The organism is Luteolibacter ambystomatis, assembly GCF_018137965.1.
In the GTDB taxonomy this organism is placed as follows: Bacteria; Verrucomicrobiota; Verrucomicrobiia; order Verrucomicrobiales; family Akkermansiaceae; genus Luteolibacter; species Luteolibacter ambystomatis.
Map to the genome: position 1 here is coordinate 4989205 of NZ_CP073100.1, position 21297 is coordinate 5010501.

A 21297-nucleotide genomic window follows, 5' to 3' on the forward strand; every position below is an offset into this window, starting at 1 on the left:
GCACCCATTTTCATGACCGCCCGCTTTTCGATCCTGTTTCTCGCACCTGCTGTTGTGGCGGCCGGGCCTTATGCGCCCGCTCCACCACAGGCCGCTACCACGGCGATCTCCAAGGATGACTCGCGCTTCGTCGCGTGGGCTTCCGGCTACTGGTCTCCCACCTACGGTCCAAACGTCGATGCCACCTGGAAGACTCCCGACAAGGCACTCGGCAAGGCGAAGGGAGATTCCTACGACATCGTCTGCCTTGGCGACAATGGCAGCATCACCATGTGGTTCCCGCATCCGATCCGAGATGAAGCCGGCGCGGACTTCGCGGTGTTCGAGAATTCCTTCAGCGCCACCTTCCTGGAACTCGGCTTCGTGGAAGTCTCCAGCGATGGTGTGAACTTCTTCCGGTTTCCCACCGCGTCGCTTACGGCCAGCGCGGTGGGTGGCTTCGGCAATGTCGATCCCACCAACATCGACGGATTTGCGGGCAAGTATCAGCAAGGCTATGGCACTCCTTTCGATCTGGCCTCGGTGGCGGATTCGCCGAATCTCGACAAGCAGCACGTCCGCTTTGTCCGCATCGTGGATGTCATCGGAAACGGCACGGCCAAGGACAGCTCGAATCGTTCCATCTACGATCCTTATCCGACCACCGGATCCGGCGGCTTTGATCTGGATGCGATCGGCGTGATCCATCAGAACATCCAGCCGGAAGCGATCGTCTCCACGGTCGCGGGCGGCGCGGTGCAACTGCGGTGGCAGAGTAATCCCGGCAGCAGCTACCGGGTGGAGACCTCGGTGGATCTTTCCATCTGGATTCCTCTGGAAACCAATCCCGGTCCGGCTGCGGCGGGGCTCGCCACACGGACCTATCCGTTCGTGAGCGGGGAGAAGGCACGCTACTGGCGGGTGGTGCGGATTGATCCGTAGAGAGATTCCGGACGTTGCTTAGCTTTCATGAGATACCAGTACATCCGTTCTTCATCTTACTTGATCGCGTAAGGCGGAGGTGCCACTTTGTTAGGGTATGCAAACGGGCTCCCCCCTCCTGTTGGCATCCATCGAGTCGGTCAGGCCTGTGTATCTGATCGTGATGGGTGTGTCGTTGCTGCTGTTCGCGTGGAGGCTTTCGCGCTCCGCGTCGAGATGGGCGGCGCGTCTCATGATGGCGGGAGCGATCCTGCTCTCCATGGGCTACGCGCTGGTGATGCCGATGTATGAGGCGGGCAAGATCCAATATCTTGGCTCGCACCACGGCGACACGTCCTCGGCCCTTGCTTGGCACGTGGTGAAGCTCGTCTCGATGAACGCCGGTTGGCTCCTCTTCGGATGGGGGCTGGCGGTTCACGCGCACCTTTTCAGCAACGACCGCAAGGTCGCGCACTCCGCAACCTTGCTCCCGACGACCCGATGACCGCATTTCTCGAATTCCTTGTCCAAGGCACCCTCATGATCGACATGGCCGGGGTTCTCGGCCTCGCGATGCTGGCGATGGCGGCCATCCGCCTGGCCCGCCGCGAGCATTCCTGGGGTGGCAACATGATGGCGTATGGAGCCGTGGCGATTCTGCTGGGCCGGGTGATCCTGGTGGCGACTCCGTATGTGCTGCCTCCGATGACCTTGGCCAGCCTCGGACCGGTGGCTGTCAGCGCGCATATTGCAATCCCATCCATCCTGCTTTCATTCGGCCTTGCCGGCGTGGTGTGGGGCCTGTGGGGGCATGCCCGCTGGCTGCAGGACGAACGCTGAGCCATGATCCGTATTTTTTCCCGTCGCGCGCGCGGGTTTCCGGTGTTATCCCCCCGCCGGAATGTTCGAGGTTCGTGAGAAACCGGAAATGGTGGAGCGCGCCCTGCTGGTGCGGATCTATTTCGATCCGCGCGAGGAGGACGAGGCGGCTTCGCTGTTGGAAGAGCTCGGGGAACTGGTGTCCACGCTGGGCATCGGCATCGTCGAGTCCGTGCTGGTGCGCAGCCGCCAGCAGCACAAGAAGCACATTTGCGGCACTGGCAAGGCGGCGGAGATCATCGCGCTGGCCAAGGCCCACGAATGCGATGTGATCGTTTTCGACAACCAGCTCGCCCCGCACCAGCAGCGGACCTGGGAGCGTGAAGGCGACACCTGCGTGATCGACCGCGAGGAAGTGATTCTCGATATTTTCGCCAAGCGCGCCCAGACCAAGGAAGCCCGCCTTCAGGTCGAGCTCGCCCGGATGCAATACGCCCTGCCGCGCATGGCGCGGATGTGGGGCCACCTTGACCGCGAAGGCGGCGGTGGTGCCGGAGGCGGCGGCGCGGCGAACCGCGGCATGGGTGAAAAGCAGATCGAAGTGGACCGCCGCATGGCGCACGTCCGCATCGACCGCGCGCGCCGCGAACTGGAAGAGGTCCGCAAGCAGCGCGCCACCCAGCGCAAGGAGCGCGAGCGTTTGGAAACTCCGCACGCCGCGATCGTGGGCTATACCAACGCGGGCAAGTCCACGCTGCTGAACAGACTCAGCGGTTCCGACGTCCTCTCAAAGGACATGCTTTTCGCCACGCTGGACACCACCACGCGCAAGATCGAATTGCCGGACGGCCAGCCGCTGCTGCTCACCGATACGGTGGGCTTCGTCCGCAATCTTCCGCACCGGCTGGTGGAGGCGTTCAAGGCGACCCTTGAGGAAGCCGTGCTCGCGGATTTCCTGATCCACGTGCTCGATGCCACCTCGCCGGAGATCGAACGCTTCCACGACACCACGCTGGAAGTGCTGAAGGAACTCGGAGCCGAGGAAAAGCAGGTGGTGACGGTGCTGAACAAGATCGATCTCGTAACCGATCCCGAGACCTTGCGCGCCTTGGACCGGCTTTTCCCGGATTCCCTGCATGTCTCCGCCGCCACGGGCGAGGGCACCGAACGCCTGCTTCAGAAGTGCAGCGAGGTGATGGCCGACCGTGTCCGCCGCTGCCACTACCGCATTCCCCAGCACCGCGCGGATCTGGTCAGCCTGCTGCACCGCGATGCCAAAGTGCTGACCACCGACTACGAGGGGAATGACATCCTCGTCACCGCCGTGGTTCCGGCATCGATTGCCGGCCGCCTTGAATCATTCACCGAACTGCCCGCGTAACATTCCCGTCCGCATGATCCGCCGATTCGCTGTCGTTCTTCCTGTTTTGATGTTGGTTTCCGGACTCCGCGCCGCCGAGCCTGAGGCTCCGGTCCTGAAGGCCATCCCCGTGGATATCGAGGAGCTGCCGCAGGTCGATCCCACGCCGCAGCGTGTGGCTCCCTCCGCCGTCGCTCCGGCTGCGGCCAAGCCGCTGCCGTCCGCGGAGACGACCGCTCCCACCCGCCCGCCCCGGATGGCAAGCCAACCGGCGATGACGCGGTGCGGATCCAGATCTTCCTCGATCAGGCGTTGTTCGGTCCAGGGGTGATCGATGGCAAGCCGGGGCGTTTCTCGGAACTGGCGATGCAGTCGTGGAACGAGGTCCATGGGCACCCGGCGGAGGACTGGCAGCCGCTCCTCACGGAAGCCCGCAAGACGGTGCCGAACCCCTTCGCCGTGGCAATCGTGCCGGACGTGGTGAAGGATTGGGTCGATTCAACCCTGCCCACCGATCACGAAGGCCAGGCGAAGCGGAAGCGCATGAGCTACCGCAGCGTGATCGAGTTCATGGCGGAGCGGTATCACACCAGTGACGAGTACCTCGCCGTGCTGAATCCGGGCAAGAAGCTCGGCAATCTCAAGGCGCGCGACTCGCTGGTGGTGCCGAATGTCGTTCCTTTCCCGATCGAGATCATCACCGGCAAGAAATTCGAGGCAGATACCGTGATGAGTTCCCGCCATGTGGTGGTGGATACCAAGATCAACCAGGTGCGGATCTTTGAGGCCGCGCCTCCCGCACTCGTGGTTTCCGAAAAGGAAGCCGATGGCGTGGTGAAGGTGCGGCGCCCGAACCGCGGTCTGGTCGCGTCCTTCCCGATCACGCCCGGCCAGCCGAAGTTCATCAAATACGGCATCTGGGAACTCAAGAACTGCCTCGAACTGCCATACTGGCGCTACGACAAATCGCTGCTGGAAACCGGCGTGCGCAGTTCGCAATCGATCAACATTCCACCCGGACCGAACAGTCCGGTGGGCATCCTCTGGGCGGGGCTGAGCAAACCGGGCATCGGCATGCACGGCACCGGTGAACCGGAAACGATCGGTCGTGCCCGTAGTCACGGCTGTATCCGCCTCGCGAACTGGGACGCCATCCGTTTGCCCACATTGATCCGTCCCGGAGCTTCGGTGGAGATTCGCTGAAGGTGGATTCTGCGTAGTAAATTTAGGCAATTCGATCGGCTTTTTGCCGTTTCTTCGCTGACCTCCAGGAGCGATCCTGAGGGCATGTTTCATCTGTTCCGCAGTCTTGTTCCCGCTCTTTTGGTTTCTCCGCTGCTGATGGCGGCGGACGAAGGCACCAAGGGCGCCGATCTCACGAAATCGAAGGGCGATACCGCCAACTCGGAGACGCCTGATCTGAAGGGCTGGGTGCGCCGTACCGATCCGGCGATGGAGAAATGGCGGGACAACCGCTTCGGCTGCTTCATTCACTTCGGCACGTATTCGATTCTCGGCGGACAGTGGAATGGCAAGGAAGTGCCGGGAGCCGCGGAGTGGATCAAGGTCGGGGGCCGCATTCCTTCCGCGGAATACGACAAGCTGGTGAAGCAGTTCACTCTGGAGAACTTCGATGCGAAGAAGTGGGCTGCGGACATCCGCAGGATGGGCGCGAAGTACGTGATCATCACCACCAAGCATCACGACGGCTTCTGCCTGTGGGACAGCAAGCTCACCGACTACGACATCGGCTCCTCACCGACGAAGCACGCCGTGCTCAAGGAGCTCGCGGACGCGGTCCGAGCCGAGGGCATGGACATGTATTTCTACTACTCCATCATCGACTGGCACCATCCGGACTATCGCGCCGCCGATCCGAAGACTCCGGAGGATCAGGCCGCCTACGCGCGCTACCTGGAATTCATGAAAGGTCAGCTCAAGGAGCTGCTCACCGACTTCGGCGACATCAAGGGTCTGTGGTTCGATGGCCGCTGGGACGCTTCCTACAAGAATCATCCGGACATCGGCAAGGGGCTGGAAGCCTGGTTACGCGAGCTGAAGCCCGGCATCGTGCTCGGCGACCGCGTGCGTGCGTATGACAGCTTCGCCGACTACAACTCGGGCTATGAGCGCAAGCTGCCGAAGACCCAGCCGCTGCTCGATTGGGAGGCCTGCATGACCATTCCGGAGAACTCGTGGGGCTATCACAAGACTTGGTCCGGCGTGGGGCGCAAGACGCCGAAGACCCTGCTGGAAATGCTGGTCCGCAGCGCCGCGATGAGCGGGAACTTCGTGCTCAACATCGGTCCGAAGGGGGATGGCTCTTTCAATGAGAAGGACGTGGAGCGCATGGAACCCATTGGTGTGTGGATGAAGAGCAATGGCGCATCCATCTATGGAACCGAAGGTCTCGCCCTGACTCTGCCCGCAGGCACCTACGCCACCCGCAAGGATGACAAAGTCTTCATCCACGCGTTCCAGTGGCCCGAGACCGACAAACTGCCGGTCAAGGGACTGCCGGGAAAAATCAAGTCCTGCACGCTCATGACCAAGGACGGAGCGAAGAGCATCCGCTTTGAAGGGGAAACGTTGCTCGATCTACCGTTGACCGCTCCCGACGTGCTGGACAGCGTCTTCACCCTTGAGATCGAGAAGTGACCTTCTTCACCCTGCGACCGCTCCTTTCACGGGGAGCGGTCCGGGTGGGGGATCAATAGACCGGCTGGGGACGCCCGGCGTTTTCCAAGCGTCTTCTCGCCTGCTCACAGTATTGCACGGCCCGGTCGAGTTCGCCGGAAAGGCGTGTCGCCCGCGCGGCCCATGTTTCCAAGGTGCCGGGAGGTGACTGGCTGCTGCCATTGCTGCGGGAGAGGGCTTCGTCACGCTGGGCGCGCAGGGCTGCAACCTTCGCATTCCATGCGTTGAACTCGATCTGGAGCCGGTCGAGGTCATTGCTGGAACCGGCGGGCGCCGGAGCCAGGTTGCCGCTGGGAACAGGAGGGACGGGAGCGTTGGCCGCCTGCTGGAGCGCCTCGCGTTCGCGTTTGAGCACTTCGAGGCGCTCATCGTCCTTCCATTGGAATCGCTCCTGCCATTTGCCGTCGAGATCGGCGGCGCTGACACGCGCGTTGCCGTCCGAATGGCTGATCTCCAATCCCACGGGGGTCACCCGCAGGATGGTCACGTCCTGGTAGCGGCGTCCGTTGCGCAGGACCAGTTCCGGCATCTTTTCGTTGGCGGCGGCATCCCAGATGCCCTTGCGATAGGTGGTACGATATTTCTCGTAGCTGTCCCCCACGGAAAGCAGCGAGGTCTTCAGTGCCGCGGAACGGGTCCGCAGGGAATCGAGTTGCAGTTGCTGGTCCACCAGCCTGCCCTCGATGGCCTCCAGTTCAGCGGCCTGTTCCAACCTCGGGCTGGCCGTGGCGTCGAGTTGTTTCAGCCGCTGAAGGCGGGGTGTCAGGGAGGTGAGGAGTTCCTCGTTGTTCCTGATGTCCTGGTTGACCGCTTTGTTGGCGCTGAGAAAGGAGCTGCGCTGGTCCGCGGCCACGGAGAGGAATATCCCGCCGAAAACCAGCAGGATCATGCCGCCCACCACCATGTAGGTGCCCGAGTTGTCACTCATCGCTCAGCGGGGCTTGGCTTGCGTGCGGAGAGACTCCACGCGGGCGAGAGCCGTGGCCCGCCGGGTCTGGAGGCTCTTGATCTTGGCTTGGAACGGGGCTGGATTGAAGATGTTTTCCCGCGCTTTGGCTATCTTCATCTCCCGTTCGGTCTTCTCGATCTCCTCTCCAAGCTGGGTGATGAGAATCTGGAGCTTTTCGATTTCCGCCGCGGCATCCACCGTCTGGGTGGCTTTCGCTGCATTGTTGGCCTCTCCGGCCTTTTGGATGCCTTGGTCGATGGTCGTGTTATAGGCGGCGGATTGGTCCCGCTCGCTGTTGATCGCTTCCTTTTTCTCGTTCGGATCGTATTGGAAATGCTCGCCGATCTCGGGAGGAAGGTTCTCGAACTCCACTCGGGCAGTGCCATCCTGGTGCTGGATGTTCATGCCGACGGCGTCCACCTTGCTCACCACCACGGTCTGATAGACCTTTCCGGAGAGCGTCTTCAATTGGGCATAGGTCAGGCCCTTGCCTTCATTGCGGATCTGGCTGCGGTAGGCGGCCCGGTAGGCGGCGTCCTTCGTCTTGACCTGTGCGATTTCCGATTGGATGCGGGAAACCAGGCTCACCTGGGTATCGAGATCGCCTTTGATCTCGCGGGCCTTGCGCTGCATCTGGTCCGCCTCCGCGGCGATGGTCCTGAAGTTGGCGCGGGTTTCGAGAACATTGGTCTGGTTGCCAGCCCAGTCCTTGAGCCGGTCGATTTCCTCCCGTTGTTCCTTGATCACCGATTCGATGCTACGGCCACCGGCCATGCTCTCGTCGAAGACGAAGAAGTAGAGGACGACGAAGCCACCGAGAACGAGGGCTGCCACAAGCGTGCCCATCACACCCGCCCCGCGGCCGCTGGAAATATCGAGTCCCATGGTTGCGGAAGATCAGTTGTTCTTGAGAATGTACTTCTGCCGGTAGTCGGCGAAGTCCTTTTCGGCGGCGGCCTTCTTTGCCTCCAGTGAGGCAATCTCCTTCTCGATCCGGGCGATTTCCGCCGTCTGGGTCTCGATCTGCTCCTTGGCTTTCGCGAGATCCTTGGTGCGGTCGGGGACGGGTTCCTTGAGCTTTTCGTCAAGCAGGGCGACCTCACCCTTGAGGCGGGTGATTTCCGCCTGCTGTTCGTCCCGCTTGCGGACGAGTTCGGGATCTTCCTTGCAGGATGTGAGACCGGCCGCCAGCAGGACGGATAAGATAAGGTAACGGGATTGCATGACGTGTGAACGGAGGAAAAGGAAAGTCGCTGAGGAACGGGGCCTCTTATGGCATATGGTTGCAGAAGGCAAGGCTGTGACGGGAACGTTACCAGCGATAGGTGCTGTAATAGCGGGGAGTGGAGCGACCGTTTCTCCAGATCCGGTAGGTACGCGGGGTTTCCGGGTTTTCCGATTCGCCGAAGCCGATCCGTCGTGAGAATCCGAAATTGGAGTAACCGGAAGAGCTGCCAGGCTGCACCGGGATGTAGGTATGGGGAGGGCGCGCCGGTGTCACTGGCGGGGAGGTCATGAATTGGTTGGCGGCCAGTGTCTGATCGGCTTCGCGATGATAGGCGGATTGTCTCGCCTCGATCTGCCGGACCGCCAGTTGCTCAAGAGATTCATCGAGGCCGAGGCGGTCGCACATTTGTTGATCGAGATCCTCCACTCTCAGGCGAGCGAACCCGGAAGAGTGGCTGATTTTCGCTCCGTCATCCCTGACTTCCTCCACCTTGACCTTCTCGAAGGTCGTCCCCGTGCGGGTGGTCAGGGTGGCGAACTCGAGACCCTTGGCCTTCCGGCGGGTTTCGGCCAGGCGATCGGCATGTGCCGCTGCCAAGGCGGTTTCGAGTAACGGAACATCGGCTCGGAGGGTGTCGCGATAGGCTTCCAGTTCCGCCCGATAGACAGTGAGGCGCGCGGCGGTGGCGATCTGATCGGCCCCTTTGGTGCGCCGGATCTCCATTTGTGCGACTTTGAACTCCGCCAGTTCGCGTTGCTGGACCAGTTCCATGCGTTTCAACTCCAAGCGCCGCCAGACCGGATCGTTGTCCGCCGTGACCTTACGGGAACAAGAATTGGTCAACAGAGCCAAAGGGCAGAGCAACACCCACAGGCGGCGGGGAAACATATGGCCGATTTAATGCCATCTTGGCCATTCGGGCAAGCTTCGTCTGCCGTGTCGCAAGTTCGACACATGTCAATGAACCGGCTGGGACATGTCCCACTGGAAACGCTTTTGCCAAGTCGCGTCCAAATCGGTTGGGGAGATTCTCGCAAGGCCGTCCTGATGGCTGATCTCCATGCCGCCAGCCGTTACCCGGACAATGGTGACGTTGTCGTAGCGCCGCCCGGACTTGAGAGCCAAGGAGGGCAGCTTTTCACCGGCAGCGCTTTTCCAAACGCCTTCCCGGTAGTCATCCTTGTAGGATTTCAGATCGGATTCGAGGCGGTCGATCCCGGCTTTGAGGTCTGCGACGGACTTGATGCGAGCCGAGTTTTCGCTCTCCGCCAACTCCAGCTTGTGAGCCAGAATATCAGCGTCCGCGGCGGTTTGCCTCCGGACTTCGATGGAGTGTTTCGCGGCAGCGATGTCGTCCTCCAGATCCCGGATCCGCTCGGTTTGTTCCTGGACCACGACTTTGAACTCACGTCCATCCGGGGCGACGCTGTCGTTCGCCACGAGGAAGTGCCACGCCGTGCAGACGGCGAGGATGAAGACGAAGGAGATGCCACCGATCACACCCAGCGAGCCGAACCTGCCGTTTTCGGAGATATTTTGAACCATGCCCATGACCGTGGATCAGTGTGATTTGAGAGGATATTGGGCCCGGTAGGAGATGGACTCTTTCTCCCGCGCGGCTTTGGCGGTTTCGAGTTGTTCGATCTCCGGGTTGAGGCGGGCGGCGGCTTTTTCCAAATCCTCCAGGCGCTTGCGGGATTCCTCGACCTCCTTGGTGCGGTCTTTGGGAAGAAGCTTCAGTTCGGCATCCAATCCGTCGAGCTCGGTCTGGAGGCGTTGGATCTCCTTTTCCTGGACCTTGGATTTGCGGGTGACTTCACGTTTGCCGCATCCGGAAGCGAGAGGGAGCAGGCACAGGGCGGCGATCCACCAGAGTCTTCCGATTCGTTTTGCGCCTGCCCGGGTTGATTTCAGATGCCGATCCACTCATTCCATCATGGAGATCCCGGCGGGCGATGCAATCCGCGTGTTTCCGGATCGAGGGGACGTGACAATCCGGTCTTGCCGGGTATGGATGATGGGGATGAATCCTGCTGTTGTTTCGAAGTCGCTTCTGGCCCTTGCCGCCGCCGCCCTGCTTCCGTCCTGTGCCGGACCGAGTTGCTGGGAAGGGGGCATCCCGCTCCGTTCGGGGGGCGAGACGGAAGCCCAGGCCCACGCCGCCGCCGAGGTGCGCGCCGCGGAGAATGTCACGGTCTATCGCGGACTGGCCCACCCGCAGAACGAGAAGGCGCTCTATCGCCGGCAGTTGAAGACCGTGCAGCACACCCACATCCACGGGTTCGATTTCTTCTCCAAGCCCGCCGATGTACCGAAGGCCACGGTTCGGAAAATCCTGGACCTCTACGTGGATCCGACCTCGCACCAGGCTCTCTCCACGAAGGATTTGTGCCACTATCACCCGGACTACGCGTTTGTCTGGAAGACGGGAGCGCAGGAGCATGTGCTCCAGATCTGCTACGGCTGTCACGAGTGGCGTTATTTCTGCGAGCGCGGCGCACTGTGCACGGACATCAATGAACCGGCCTACTTCGACAAACTGACGAAGTGGCTTCCGAAATCCACGGCCAAGGAGTAAGCGGGGCCGCGGCCCACAAAAAACCGGGAGGCCCTTGCGAGCCTCCCGGTTGGTAATCCGGAAACCGGAACAAATGCGGATCAGCGCTTCTTGGAAGGAGCGACGATGCGCGGGTTCACGTCGGTGCCCCAGACGGTGTCCTCACCGGTGGAGAGCAGACCCTTGCCGCCCGGAAGGACGACGGTCTTGGTGTTCTGGTTGATCTGATACGACACGGCGCTGTTGTCGAGACGCAGCACGATGGCCTTCTGGTCGAACGGGTCGGAGTCGAAGGTGCCATCGGAGGATGCGTTGAGCAGCGGGGTTGCGATGATCGGGCGAGCCGAGTTACCGGTGGTGCTGAAGCCGGATTGGTCGTTCATCAGGTAGCCGAAGCCCACTTCGCCATCGGCGAGGGCTTTGTCACCGGTGATGACGTTGTCCGGTTTCTTGGTGTAGGGAAGCTTCGCGAAGAAGATTTCCTCGGAGGTGGTGATGCCGGCAGCGATGAGCTGGCGGAAGTAGTCGTTGGACGTGCCGCCCTGAAGGGTCAGCGAGGAACCAGTGGCCTCCTTCACGCTGTCCGCAGTGGTGCGGTCAGGGAAGTTGGAGTAGTCCGAGTCGAAGTCGAACAACGCCAGACCGATCTGGCGGGCGTTGCTCAGCGCCTGGGTGGACGCGGCCTTCTTCTGCTGCTTCAGGAGCATCGGGGTCGCGATGCCGGCGAGTGCCACGATGATGGCGATAACGACGAGAAGCTCCACGAGAGTGAAGCCCTTGCGCCGTTTGATGGATGTTTTCATACGGTTATGTGTTTTTCGGGTTTGTTTTTGTTCATGGTGGGGCAATCGCCCCGGTTTGGTATAATCCTTCCGTGGAAATCCCACTTCAGGATCGGAAAAAAGTAAGATCAGGCTGCGGGAGATCAAGGGGAAAGCTCGCGCGGCGGTCAGCGGGCGAACGCGCTGGCCAGCGCGGCCAGATCTCCAGCACTCGCACGATCCGCCTCCACAATGGCGGCTTTCTGGAGTTCAATGAGTTCCGAGATTCCCTTGCGAGCCAGCGCGAGCATGGCGGCGGACTCTTCCTCCGTAAATACCGCCTCTTCGCCGCTGCCTTGAATTTCCACGAATTCGCGGTTTTCCGTCATCACTACATTGAAGTCCACGGCGGCGTCACGGTCTTCCGGATAATTCAGATCGAGGATCGCCCCGCCTTCGAAAATTCCGGCGGAAACCGCAGCCACCAGTTTCTTGAGCGGGAAGGCTTTCAGCTTGCCTTGGGCGAAAAGCCGGTTGAGGGCGATGGCGACGGCCACGCAACCTCCGGTCACGGAGGCGGTGCGGGTGCCGCCGTCCGCCTGGAGCACGTCGCAATCGACCCAGATCGTGCGTTGGCCGATCTTGGTGAGATCCACGGCGGTTCTCAGGGCGCGGCCGATGAGGCGCTGGATTTCCGAGGAGCGCCCGTCGAGCTTGCCGCGGACGATGTCGCGCTGTTTTCGCTCCAGCGTGGAGTAGGGCAGCATGGAGTATTCCGCGGACAGCCAGCCGCCTTCCACGCGCTGGGCCTTCATCCAGCGGGGGACGTCTTCTTCAATGGTGGCGGCGCAGATCACGCGGGTATTGCCGAAGGACACCAGCACCGAGCCGGTGGCATAGGGGGCCACGTTCGGGATGAATGAAACCGGGCGGAGTTGGTCGGAAGTGCGGCCGTCGGGGCGGGTCATGGGGGGAGAGTCCGGAATCCGGAATCCGGAATCAAGAGAAGAGGGGTGGCCCGCCCGCGCCGCGTCCTTGACCCCGCCGGAGACGTTCGTAATCTGCGGAATGCTGAAAGGTCTGGTTCCGTTTTGGGTGATGTCCGCCGTGGCGGGCGCGGCTCCGTCTTATACCATCGTCACGTCCGAGAGCTCGGCGGCCGACCCGGGATGGAAGGAGGTGGCGGCGGCCTTGGAGGCGAAATACCCCGGGGCCACCCGCGTGACCTGGAGCAAGGATGTATCCGATTGCCTGCCGGAACTGGCGAAGCAGCACCCGCGCTACGTGTGCTTCGTCAGCCCGCTGTCCGAAGTCAGCCTGGATTTCGTCCGCCATGTCCATCGGCTGACCCGGAAGTTCGATGCCGATCCATTCACCGATTGCCGATGGGGGATTTTGACGGGCTTTGATGCCGCCAATGCCCTCCGGATCGCCAAGGAAAGCACGCCGCTCACGATCCGTCAGACGCTGTCCGGCACGGACATCGCGACCGAGCGCTGTGAGAATGCCCGCACATTCAGCGAATTGGAGGCCGGAAAGACCGTTTCGAAAACCGCTGGAGCGGATGCCACGACCAAGACCGGCCCTGCGGATTCCAGTTTTGCGATCGCCTCCGTGCTGGAGCAGCCGGAGACGAACCTGTTCATCACCTCCGGCCACGCCACCGAGCGGGATTGGCAGATCGGCTACCGCTACAAGAACGGCGTCTGGAAGAGCAAGGGTGGTGAGCTCTTCGCGATCAACCTGCAGGGCGAGAAGAAGCCGATCCGCAGTGACAGCGCGAAGGTCTATCTGCCGGTTGGCAACTGTCTCATGGGCCATATCGACGGGCCGGATGCGATGGCGCTGGCGTTCATGAACAGCGCCGGGGTCCGTCAGATGACCGGTTACACGCTGCCCACCTGGTATGGCTATCAGGGTTGGGGGATGCTCGATTACTTCGTTGAACAGCCGGGCCGCTACACGATGAACGAGGCGTTCTTTGCCAACCAGAACGCCCTGGTGCAGCGTTTGCGGACGTATTTCCCCGAGGTGGCTGGTGAGGATTCCGACAGCCCGATGGGCAAGATCGCGAAGCCTATCCCGGTAGGTGCCGAGGCAAAGGAGGCGGGGCTCACCGCGCAGGACGCGCAGGGTCTGTTGTTTGATCGCGATGTGGTCGCCTTCTACGGTGATCCCGCGTGGCAGGCGCGGATGGCTCCCGGGCCGCTGCAGTGGAAGGAAACGTGGACACCGGATGCCACCGGTGGACGTTTGGAGATCAAGCCTCTTGCCGGGGCAGCCAGCTTCAAGCCGGTGAATGAAAACGGTTCTCAGCGTGGCGGTCGTCCGATCGTGCGTTTCTTCGAGCAACGTATCGATCCGGCCAGCGTGGTGATCACGGAGGGCGCTGACCTGAAGCCGGTGATCACGGATGACTTCATCCTCGTGCCCTTGCCGAAAGGCGATGCCACGGATCTGAAGATCGCATTCACGGCGAAGTCGCTTTGAGGGTGCTTCCAACGGACTCCTTTGTCCTTGGAAGGAACGGTTCCCGCCGCCAGCCTGTGCGCGACCGATGAAGGAGCAGCTCGCCGAGCTCGAACGCTGGGGATCCGACGTCATCTTCGGGCGGGCCAAGGGCTTCCGCGCGACGGTGATGCGCATGCTCATGCTCATGCTCTCCGGCGTTTACCGGATCATCGTCCAGAACCGCCTGCGCCTGTATCGCAAGGGTTGGAAGCAACAGCACTACCTCGGCACGCTGGTGGTGAGCATCGGCAATCTCACCGTGGGCGGCACCGGCAAGACGCCGGTGGTCGAGCTCTTGGCGCGCACCCTGCGCGATCGCGGCCGCACCGTTTCGATCCTCAGCCGCGGCTACAAGAGCAAGAAGCTTGATGAGGCTCAGAAGTGGAAACGCGCCGATGGCACGCCCGTGCCGCCCGAACTGATGCCGAAGGTGGTCAGCACCGGCCGCGCGATCCTGTTGGAGTCGAAGTTCGCCGGAGACGAGCCGTTCATGCTGGCCTCGAACCTCGATGGAGTTTCCGTCGTCGTGGACAAGGATCGCGTCAAAGGCGGCCGCTTCGCCATCCGCGAACTGCTCGCGGACACGCTGCTGCTGGATGACGGCATGCAGTATCTCAACCTCGCGCACGGCATCGACATCGTGCTGGTGGACGCCACCGCGCCCTTCGGCACCGAGGCGCTGCTGCCGCGCGGCACCCTGCGGGAGCCACGGTCGAACCTGCGCCGCGCCAGCTATATCTTCATCACCAAGTGCGATGGCTCGTCCAATGAGGCGCTCATCGCACGATTGCGGAAATACAACCGTGTCGCGGAGATCATCGAGTGTACCCACGGCCCGAAGTATCTCCAGAATCTCTTCACCCACGAGCGGCAGTCCTTGGCATTCCTGGAGGGCAAATACGTCGCCGCGATCAGCGGCATCGCGGTGCCGGAGAACTTCGAGCGCCAGGTGGAGAAGCTCGGCGCGAAACTGGAGATCCGCCGCCGTTTCTCCGATCACCATCGTTTCTCGCGCAAGGAGATCACGAAGTTCCTGACCCGCTGCACCGAGCGGGACATGGATCTCATCATCACCACCGAGAAGGATGCCGTGCGTTTCCCGCGTCCGGCGCAGATCGAAGTGCCGCTGTATTTCCTGCGCATCGAGGTGCAGATCCTCAAGGGGCATGATGTGTGGGAGCGTCTCATCGACCGGCTGTGCAGCCCGCCTGCGACGGAGGGGCATGTGATGCGTTCCCGCGGGTCTTATCCGGTGTGATGGGGACGGCTTGGGAAAAGGCCACCGGTGCGAACTTGTCTTGAGTGATCCGGGCGGATGCGCCTAGATTCCCATTCACAAGATGCGAGGCTTGCCAAACCGCTGGATACCACGGGGCGAACCGTTCCGGGGCGGAACAGGTTCGGGCGGCTCGATTCCCGCGATTTTGGAGCATTTGATCCGTCAGCGCGGGCTGCCCGCAGGAATGGACATCGAGGGGTTCCTGAACCCCCGGCTCCGCGACCTGGCCGACCCATTCCTGATTCCGGGGATGGAAGGAGCGGTGGCGCGGATTCTCCAAGCGGTGGATCGGAAGGAAAGCGTCTGCATTTTCGGCGATTATGACGTGGATGGGGTGACCTCGATCACGCTGATGCGCCGCATCCTCCATGCCTACAGCATCGAACCCCGGCACTTCATCCCGCACCGCGGTCCGGAGGGCTATGGCCTGAGCGATGCCGCGCTGGTTCGCTGCATGGCGGAGGGACCGAAGCCGGACCTGCTGATCACCGTCGATTGCGGTACCGTTTCCATCGACGAGATCGCGGGTTTGAAAGCCCAGGGCGTCGATGTGGTGGTGGTGGATCACCATGAGCCCAGCCCCCGCGGCCTGCCGGCCTGTGTGGCGCTGGTGAATCCGAAGCGGGGGAACGATTTCACCTATCTCTGCGCCGCAGGCGTGGTATTCAAGCTGGGCCATGCGCTTCTCAAAACCCGGCCCGTGGACCTTGATCTCAAGGAACTGATGGATCTGGTGGCGGTGGCCACGATCGCGGACATCGTGCCGCTGGTGGGGGAAAACCGGCTGTTGGTCCGCCATGGCCTCAAGCGGCTGCCGACCACGCTGAATCCCGGCTTGCGTGCGCTTCAAGAGGTTACCGGCATGAATGGCCATGCCACCTCGATGGATGTGGGCTTCCGCATCGGTCCGCGCCTGAATGCCGCGGGCCGCATGGATGCACCGGAGGATGCGTTGGCCACGCTGCTGACCGATTGCCGCCGCGTTGCCTTCGATTTCGCCGAGAAACTGGATCGCTACAATCGCGACCGGCAGCAATACGAAACCCAGATCCGCCGTGAGGCGCTGGAGATGCTGGACAGCTCGTTCGATCCGGAGCGCGATCCGGTGATCGTGCTGGGTTCGCGGTCCTGGCATCCGGGTGTGGTCGGCATCGTGGCATCCCGCCTGATGCGCCAGTTTCACAAGCCGACTTTCGTGATCGCCATCGATGGTGACGGCATCGGCAAGGGCTCCGGCCGAAGCATCGAAGGCGTGTCGCTGGTCGAGGCAATCCAGGATTGCCAGCAGCATCTGCTGGCCGGTGGCGGCCACGCGATGGCGGCGGGCCTTTCGATCCAGGAAGGCGAGCTGGATGCCTTCCGCCGGCGCTTCGCGGACTACGTGCTGCGAACCACGGATGAGCGCCAGCGCCAGCCGACGCTGTGCTACGACGCGGAGATCACCTTCTCCCAACTGTCGCTGGATTTCCTTGCCGGATACGACCTGCTGCAACCTTTCGGAAACGGCAATCCGCAGCCGGTTTTCATTTCCCGCGGGATCAGCCTGAGCCGTCCGCCGGTGCATATGAAGAACCAGCACCTGCGCTTCATGTTGCGGCAGGGCTACGCCGAGCAGGACGCGGTGTTCTTCGGAGGTGGCGAGCGGCCGTTGCCGGATCCGCCGTGGGACATCGCCTTCACGATCGACCGGAATACCTTCCGGGGCCGGACCACGCTGCAACTGGTGATCCAGGACGTGCGCGCGGCGGAGTGAGATCAAAAACCCGGACGGCGGCTAGCACCACCGCCCGGGTTTCGGGAAAGAGCGGGCGGCTTACGGCGCTCCCGGTCCCTGGGCTTTCACGCGGAGGAACAGGGCGGAGGCCGTGCCGGAGGTGACGTCCGCCGCCACTTCCAGCGTGTCCTGCGACACCGGAGTGGTTCCGATGACAACGGTCGTCCCACCAACGGTCTCGCCGGAGGAATGCCAGTCCGTCAAATTACCAGACCATTCGTAGGAACCGGAAATGTCGGTGGCGACGGAGCCACCATGGGGATGACGGAAGGTGAAGTGTCCGGAGGCCGCCGATACCGGTGTGAGGCCGGCATTGGCCACGCCCGGATGGGTGCCGAAGAAGTTCTCCAACCCGTTCGGGATGCCGTCGTGGTCGAAGTCATCGCGGAAGCCGGTCATGCCGCCGACCTGCGGGAAGCCTGCGATCCAATGGTTGAAGCCGCCGAGGGTAATGCCCACCACCACCGGATCGTGGTCGGACGCGCGCCATGGCGTGTCGCCATCGTTCACGGTTTTGGCGAAGGCGGATTTGTACTCGGTGTTGTAGTCGAGGAAGACCGGCTCATCGGCGTTGTTGTGCCAGGATTGGGCTCCGGTGATCTGGGTGTGCAGTCCGGCGCTGGCCATCACGTGGTCGAGGTGGCCGAACTGGGCGTCGAATTGATAGGAGTAGCCGCCCTCGCCTTCGAATCGCTCGATCTGGTTCGAGTAGCCCGCATTCTTCAGCGCGGTGATCGGATCTTCCTTGGCGTAGGAATTGAGGTCGCCAATGACCAGGATGTCGGGATCGGCGTCACCGGTCGGATTGGTGGCCAGCCAGGTGGCGAGTGTGTTCGCCTGCTGGGTGCGGCGGTTGTTCCAAGCGCTCTGGCCATCGCCCTGGTCGGTGTCCACACCGCTGGACGGCGGGCTGCCCTTCGACTTGAAGTGGTTCACGCAGATGGTGAACTTCTCATTGGTGGCGATCTGGCGGAAGGTCTGCGCCAGAGGCGGGCGGTTGAAGATCGAAGCCGTGTTTACCACCGCACTGCCGACGGGGGCGACGGTGTTGGACTTGTAGATGATGGCGCAGGTGATGGCATCCGTGCCGATCGAAGAGACTCCCGGATTGCTGAAGGTGTAGGTGGTTCCGGACGGTGCCGCCGCGTTGAGCGCATTGACGAGATCGCGGATGGCACTGGTGGTGCCGAAGCCATCGTTCTCCATCTCGGTGAGGCCGTAGATGTCCGCGTTCAACTGGAGAAGAGAAGTCACGATATGCTTGCGCTGGCGCACCAGTTCTTCCTCCGTGGTGGCGCCGCGTTCGGTGGGGAAGCCGCCGCCCGTGCCATCGCCATTGAAGAAGTTCAGCACGTTCGCGCCGACGACTTTCAACGAACCACCGACCGCAGGCGGGCCGACGCGGGGATTGGCGCGGGTGAAGACCGGGGCGACGGTCGGCTCCAGCATGTAGGAGGTGGCGGAAAGGTAGGTCACCACGCCGGTAAGTCCGGCCACGGTGTCACCGGTACGGAGGGTGTTCTGGACCGGCGTGCCACCGCCGAAGAGATAGGGCGTGGTGTCCGGATCTTCCTTGGACGAGCCATCGTCCACGGTGAGCAGGTTGAGGTTGTTCGCGGCCTGCTTCGCCAAGGCCGGAGCACCGGGGGCGACCACGTTGGTGGGTTGCTGGAGAACACCTCCGGAAGACACGTCGAATTCGCCGTAGCGGCCGAGATAGTAGTTGTTCGTGACGTGCAGCGTCTGCGGCAGAGTGATCAGCATGCCTTCGACTTTCTCGAGCGTGGTGGAGCTGGTGAACGGAAGCGTCACCGTCACCGGAGTCGGAAGGGGGGCTGTTCCCGTCTTGGAAAGAGCGGTGAGGGTGTCGAGCTCGGTGAGGGTATTGAATTCCTTCACGGTTCCCGAAACGCTGATCGTATCGCCGGTGGCCAGCGTGGCGAGTGTCGAAGTCACGGCGGAGGAACCGTTGGCATAGACATAGATGCCCTCCGAGGTATTCGGATCACTGTCGGCGTCAGCATCGGCCGCCTGGAGATAGAAGCCCGCACGGGTTCCATCGCTGTTCAGGTAGAAGCCCGTGACGATGCCGGAGGCGACCACCGTCTGGTTGGCCAGCGGGCTGGCGGAACCGTTGCCTTGGATCGCATGGATCGGCGTTCCGGAACCCGGCTGCGTCATCGTGGTGAAGCTGACCGTGGTGTCCGCGGTGGGATGCAACGAGCCGGTCGCCTGGTCTGTCACGGACGCCGCCGTCACACCGAGCGTGTAGGTCTCGTTGTAGGCCAGCGACGCGGACGGTGTGACCGTGAAGGTGGTCGGACCGCCGGTGACGCTCACGGAAACCGAGCCGCTGTTCGCGCCGGAAAGCGTGATGCCGCCGTTCGCGACCGTGACCGCCGTGTTGAACGTGACGGTAAGCGGAGCGGAAATGCCCACGGCAGTGGCGCCTTGGGACGGCACGGTGGAAGCCACCGCAGGCACCGGATCACCGCCGCCCGAGGTGCTGAAGCTGAAGTCATCGACCGCGAGACCGCAGTCGGCCCCGCTGATGTTCAGGTCCGTCCAACGGATCACCAGTGTCTGGCCGGCGGGCCAGGTGATGCCGGACACGGTACCGGAAATGGAAGCGCGGTTCGCCGCGCCATTGCCATCCAGAGCGGCTCCGGTTGCTCCGGTGGCGGGACCACTGAAATCCAGCGAAGGAACGGCGGTAAAGGTGCCGGAGATCACCGAGGCCGCATTCACCGCGTATTCGAACTTCAATTTGTCGGTGACGCCGGAGCTGCCGCCCTGCCGCCATTGTTCACCGGTATAAGCGATGGAGAAGGAAGTGATGGTCGAACCGGTGTTATTGACCAGCGCCACACCGATGGTGGATTCCACGGACCCACTGAGCAGCATGCCCAGTGCGCGTTCTGAAGCGGAAGCGGCACCGAAGGAATAGACCGAACCCGTGTTGCCGGAACCGGTGCCCACGTTGAAGAGGGCGTTGCTGCCTGAACCACCGGTTTTCGCGAAGCTCCAGCCGCTCAGGCCGGAGGCGTTCACCGGTGAGGCGTTCAAGCCGAACGGGCCGGCTCCCGTCACCGTGAAGGTGCCGGAAGATGGCAGCGTGTCGAAGTTCTGGCTGTAGGTGCCGCCAGCGTAGGACACCTGGGCATTGGCGGATCCGGCAAGCATCGGGATCGACGCCAGCACGGACAAGAGGGAAAGGACACCGCGTCGTCTGAAGCGGCATGAAGGGGCAAGGGGTGGGTTCATGGCTCGGAGGGGCTGCGAATCCGGAGATTCACCATCATCCCTAGTGATCCGGCCGGAGCGCGCACCCCGCTGGCGGTGGCACTATTGTCATGTGAAGGTTTCGCCATGATCCCTGCGGCATTGACCACCGCCGCGCCACGCCCGAAACTGCGGGCCGCATGCGCATCGTTCACGCCGCCAACCTCCAGCTCGACAAGGATGGCGCCCATCTCTGGAATCAGGATCAGAAGATCCACCACGGCCTCGTGCGGCTGGGGCACTTCGTCTATCCGTTTTCCATCAACGACCGTGCGCGCATGCTCTCTCCCTTCGGAGGGAAATCGCTTGGCAAGAAGCCGGCGAACCGCGCGTTGATCGAGACCTGCCGCAACGTCCACCCGGATGTGCTGTTGCTCGGGCACGCGCAGTACATCACCGCGGAGACCCTGCTGGAGATCCGCCGGATTCTTCCGGAGATCCGCATCGGCCTGTGGTACGTCGATCCGTTGTGGGACGATGAAGCGACGCAACATCTGCGCGATCGCCTGCAGGTGCTCGACGCTCTCTTCTGCTCTACCGGAGGATCATTGTTGGAAGCTCTGGCGCGCCCGAATTGCCCGGCTGCGTTCATCCCCACGGCGGTGGATGCGGGGATTGAATGTCACCGTGCGTTCGAGACGGCGGAAGCGGACTTCCTGCACGACTTTCTTTTCTTCGGCCGCGACAAGGGCGAGCCGGCACGGCGCGCATTGCTCCAGGAACTGGAGCGCCGTTTGCCCGATCTCAAGAGCGGCATCTATGGCTGCCTTGACCGGCCCGGCATCTTCGGCTGGGAGAAGGAACAGATCATCCGGCGCTCCAAGCTGGCGCTGAACCTTTCCCGGCGAGCCGATGTTTCACTGTATTCGTCCTCACGCATCGGCGAACTGATGGGAAATGGCATCCTTGCTCTGACACCGCGCGGCGCGGGGTTGGAGGAACTTTATGCCGAGGATGAGATCGTTTACTTCGACGGTGCCGACGAACTGGTGGAGAAGATCCGCCATTACGCCACGCATTCGCAGGAACGCACCGCCATCGCCCGCAAAGGGTGGGAGCGCAACCACCGCGATTACAACGGAACGGCGGTGGCGGGATTCATCACCGCGCTTACCACGCGGGATGATGCATGGAAACAAGCGCCATGGGCGGCGCATGTGTACGGGGCCTGATGCGCGGG

21 protein-coding genes are annotated in these 21297 nt (G+C 62.3%); 12 read left to right on the forward strand and 9 right to left on the reverse strand.

What is annotated here, in order from left to right; translation table 11 throughout:
* Window positions 1–12: 12 nt before the first annotated feature.
* The 7 genes from KBB96_RS19475 (at window position 13) to KBB96_RS19505 (ending at window position 5737) form a co-directional block, all read left to right on the forward strand.
* Window positions 13–921: a hypothetical protein gene (locus tag KBB96_RS19475; RefSeq protein ID WP_211631162.1), complete on the forward strand. Its 909-nt coding sequence runs from the start codon at window positions 13–15 to the stop codon at window positions 919–921.
* Between the two features lie 97 nt (window positions 922–1018).
* Entirely contained in the window at window positions 1019–1405 is a 387-nt protein-coding gene (locus tag KBB96_RS19480; RefSeq protein ID WP_211631163.1) for a hypothetical protein, read from the forward strand.
* On the forward strand, window positions 1402–1740 hold the full coding sequence (locus tag KBB96_RS19485; RefSeq protein ID WP_211631164.1) for a hypothetical protein: 339 nt from the start codon (window positions 1402–1404) through the stop codon (window positions 1738–1740). Before KBB96_RS19480 ends, KBB96_RS19485 begins: the two co-directional genes overlap by 4 nt.
* Window positions 1741–1801: 61 nt before the next feature.
* Window positions 1802–3100 carry a GTPase HflX gene (gene hflX / locus KBB96_RS19490; protein WP_211631165.1) on the forward strand — a complete coding sequence of 433 codons (1299 nt, stop codon included), beginning with the start codon at window positions 1802–1804 and terminating at the stop codon, window positions 3098–3100.
* 13 nt (window positions 3101–3113) lie between these two features.
* A complete protein-coding gene (locus KBB96_RS19495; protein ID WP_211631166.1) occupies window positions 3114–3410 on the forward strand; it encodes a hypothetical protein in 297 nt (98 codons plus the stop codon).
* Window positions 3362–4282 carry a L,D-transpeptidase gene (locus KBB96_RS19500; protein WP_211631167.1) on the forward strand — a complete coding sequence of 307 codons (921 nt, stop codon included), beginning with the start codon at window positions 3362–3364 and terminating at the stop codon, window positions 4280–4282. The genes KBB96_RS19495 and KBB96_RS19500 overlap by 49 nt, the downstream gene beginning before the upstream one ends.
* An 84-nt stretch (window positions 4283–4366) precedes the next feature.
* Window positions 4367–5737: an alpha-L-fucosidase gene (locus KBB96_RS19505; protein WP_211631168.1), complete on the forward strand. Its 1371-nt coding sequence runs from the start codon at window positions 4367–4369 to the stop codon at window positions 5735–5737.
* A gap of 52 nt (window positions 5738–5789) precedes the next feature.
* On the opposite strand, the gene KBB96_RS19510 is transcribed toward KBB96_RS19505, so the two are convergent.
* The 6 genes from KBB96_RS19510 to KBB96_RS19535 all read right to left on the reverse strand — a co-directional run bounded on the left by KBB96_RS19510 (window position 5790) and on the right by KBB96_RS19535 (window position 9879).
* A complete protein-coding gene (locus tag KBB96_RS19510; protein WP_211631169.1) occupies window positions 5790–6704 on the reverse strand; it encodes a hypothetical protein in 915 nt (304 codons plus the stop codon).
* 3 nt (window positions 6705–6707) lie between these two features.
* Window positions 6708–7610 carry a hypothetical protein gene (locus tag KBB96_RS19515; RefSeq protein ID WP_211631170.1) on the reverse strand — a complete coding sequence of 301 codons (903 nt, stop codon included), beginning with the start codon at window positions 7608–7610 and terminating at the stop codon, window positions 6708–6710.
* A 12-nt stretch (window positions 7611–7622) separates the two neighbouring features.
* Window positions 7623–7949: a hypothetical protein gene (locus KBB96_RS19520; RefSeq protein ID WP_211631171.1), complete on the reverse strand. Its 327-nt coding sequence runs from the start codon at window positions 7947–7949 to the stop codon at window positions 7623–7625.
* A gap of 88 nt (window positions 7950–8037) precedes the next feature.
* Window positions 8038–8841 carry a hypothetical protein gene (locus KBB96_RS19525; protein ID WP_211631172.1) on the reverse strand — a complete coding sequence of 268 codons (804 nt, stop codon included), beginning with the start codon at window positions 8839–8841 and terminating at the stop codon, window positions 8038–8040.
* A 69-nt stretch (window positions 8842–8910) separates the two neighbouring features.
* Window positions 8911–9498 (reverse strand): hypothetical protein, encoded by a 588-nt coding sequence (locus KBB96_RS19530; RefSeq protein ID WP_211631173.1) that lies wholly within the window; start codon window positions 9496–9498, stop codon window positions 8911–8913.
* A gap of 15 nt (window positions 9499–9513) precedes the next feature.
* On the reverse strand, window positions 9514–9879 hold the full coding sequence (locus tag KBB96_RS19535; protein WP_211631174.1) for a hypothetical protein: 366 nt from the start codon (window positions 9877–9879) through the stop codon (window positions 9514–9516).
* A 97-nt stretch (window positions 9880–9976) separates the two neighbouring features.
* Between KBB96_RS19535 and KBB96_RS19540 the strand changes: the two genes are divergently transcribed.
* Window positions 9977–10531 carry a hypothetical protein gene (locus KBB96_RS19540; RefSeq protein ID WP_211631175.1) on the forward strand — a complete coding sequence of 185 codons (555 nt, stop codon included), beginning with the start codon at window positions 9977–9979 and terminating at the stop codon, window positions 10529–10531.
* A gap of 80 nt (window positions 10532–10611) precedes the next feature.
* On the opposite strand, the gene KBB96_RS19545 is transcribed toward KBB96_RS19540, so the two are convergent.
* Together KBB96_RS19545 and rph are read right to left on the reverse strand one after the other, a co-directional pair.
* Window positions 10612–11313 carry a type II secretion system protein gene (locus tag KBB96_RS19545; RefSeq protein WP_211631176.1) on the reverse strand — a complete coding sequence of 234 codons (702 nt, stop codon included), beginning with the start codon at window positions 11311–11313 and terminating at the stop codon, window positions 10612–10614.
* Window positions 11314–11459: 146 nt separating this feature from the next.
* The gene (gene rph, locus KBB96_RS19550; RefSeq protein ID WP_211631177.1) at window positions 11460–12239 is read right to left on the reverse strand and encodes a ribonuclease PH; all 780 of its coding nucleotides are present in this window, start codon (window positions 12237–12239) and stop codon (window positions 11460–11462) included.
* Between the two features lie 100 nt (window positions 12240–12339).
* Here rph and KBB96_RS19555 point away from each other — a divergent pair, with 100 nt between their 5' ends.
* The 3 genes from KBB96_RS19555 to recJ all read left to right on the forward strand — a co-directional run bounded on the left by KBB96_RS19555 (window position 12340) and on the right by recJ (window position 16814).
* On the forward strand, window positions 12340–13761 hold the full coding sequence (locus KBB96_RS19555; RefSeq protein ID WP_211631178.1) for a hypothetical protein: 1422 nt from the start codon (window positions 12340–12342) through the stop codon (window positions 13759–13761).
* A gap of 67 nt (window positions 13762–13828) precedes the next feature.
* Window positions 13829–15040 carry a tetraacyldisaccharide 4'-kinase gene (gene lpxK, locus KBB96_RS19560; protein WP_211631179.1) on the forward strand — a complete coding sequence of 404 codons (1212 nt, stop codon included), beginning with the start codon at window positions 13829–13831 and terminating at the stop codon, window positions 15038–15040.
* Window positions 15041–15122: 82 nt separating this feature from the next.
* The gene (recJ, locus tag KBB96_RS19565) at window positions 15123–16814 is read left to right on the forward strand and encodes a single-stranded-DNA-specific exonuclease RecJ (protein ID WP_211631180.1); all 1692 of its coding nucleotides are present in this window, start codon (window positions 15123–15125) and stop codon (window positions 16812–16814) included.
* Between the two features lie 60 nt (window positions 16815–16874).
* On the opposite strand, the gene KBB96_RS19570 is transcribed toward recJ, so the two are convergent.
* Window positions 16875–20099: an ExeM/NucH family extracellular endonuclease gene (locus KBB96_RS19570; RefSeq protein WP_211631181.1), complete on the reverse strand. Its 3225-nt coding sequence runs from the start codon at window positions 20097–20099 to the stop codon at window positions 16875–16877.
* Window positions 20100–20257: 158 nt separating this feature from the next.
* Between KBB96_RS19570 and KBB96_RS19575 the strand changes: the two genes are divergently transcribed.
* Window positions 20258–21289, forward strand: a complete 1032-nt coding sequence (locus KBB96_RS19575) for a glycosyltransferase family protein (protein WP_211631182.1) — start codon at window positions 20258–20260, stop codon at window positions 21287–21289.
* Window positions 21290–21297: the final 8 nt, after the last annotated feature.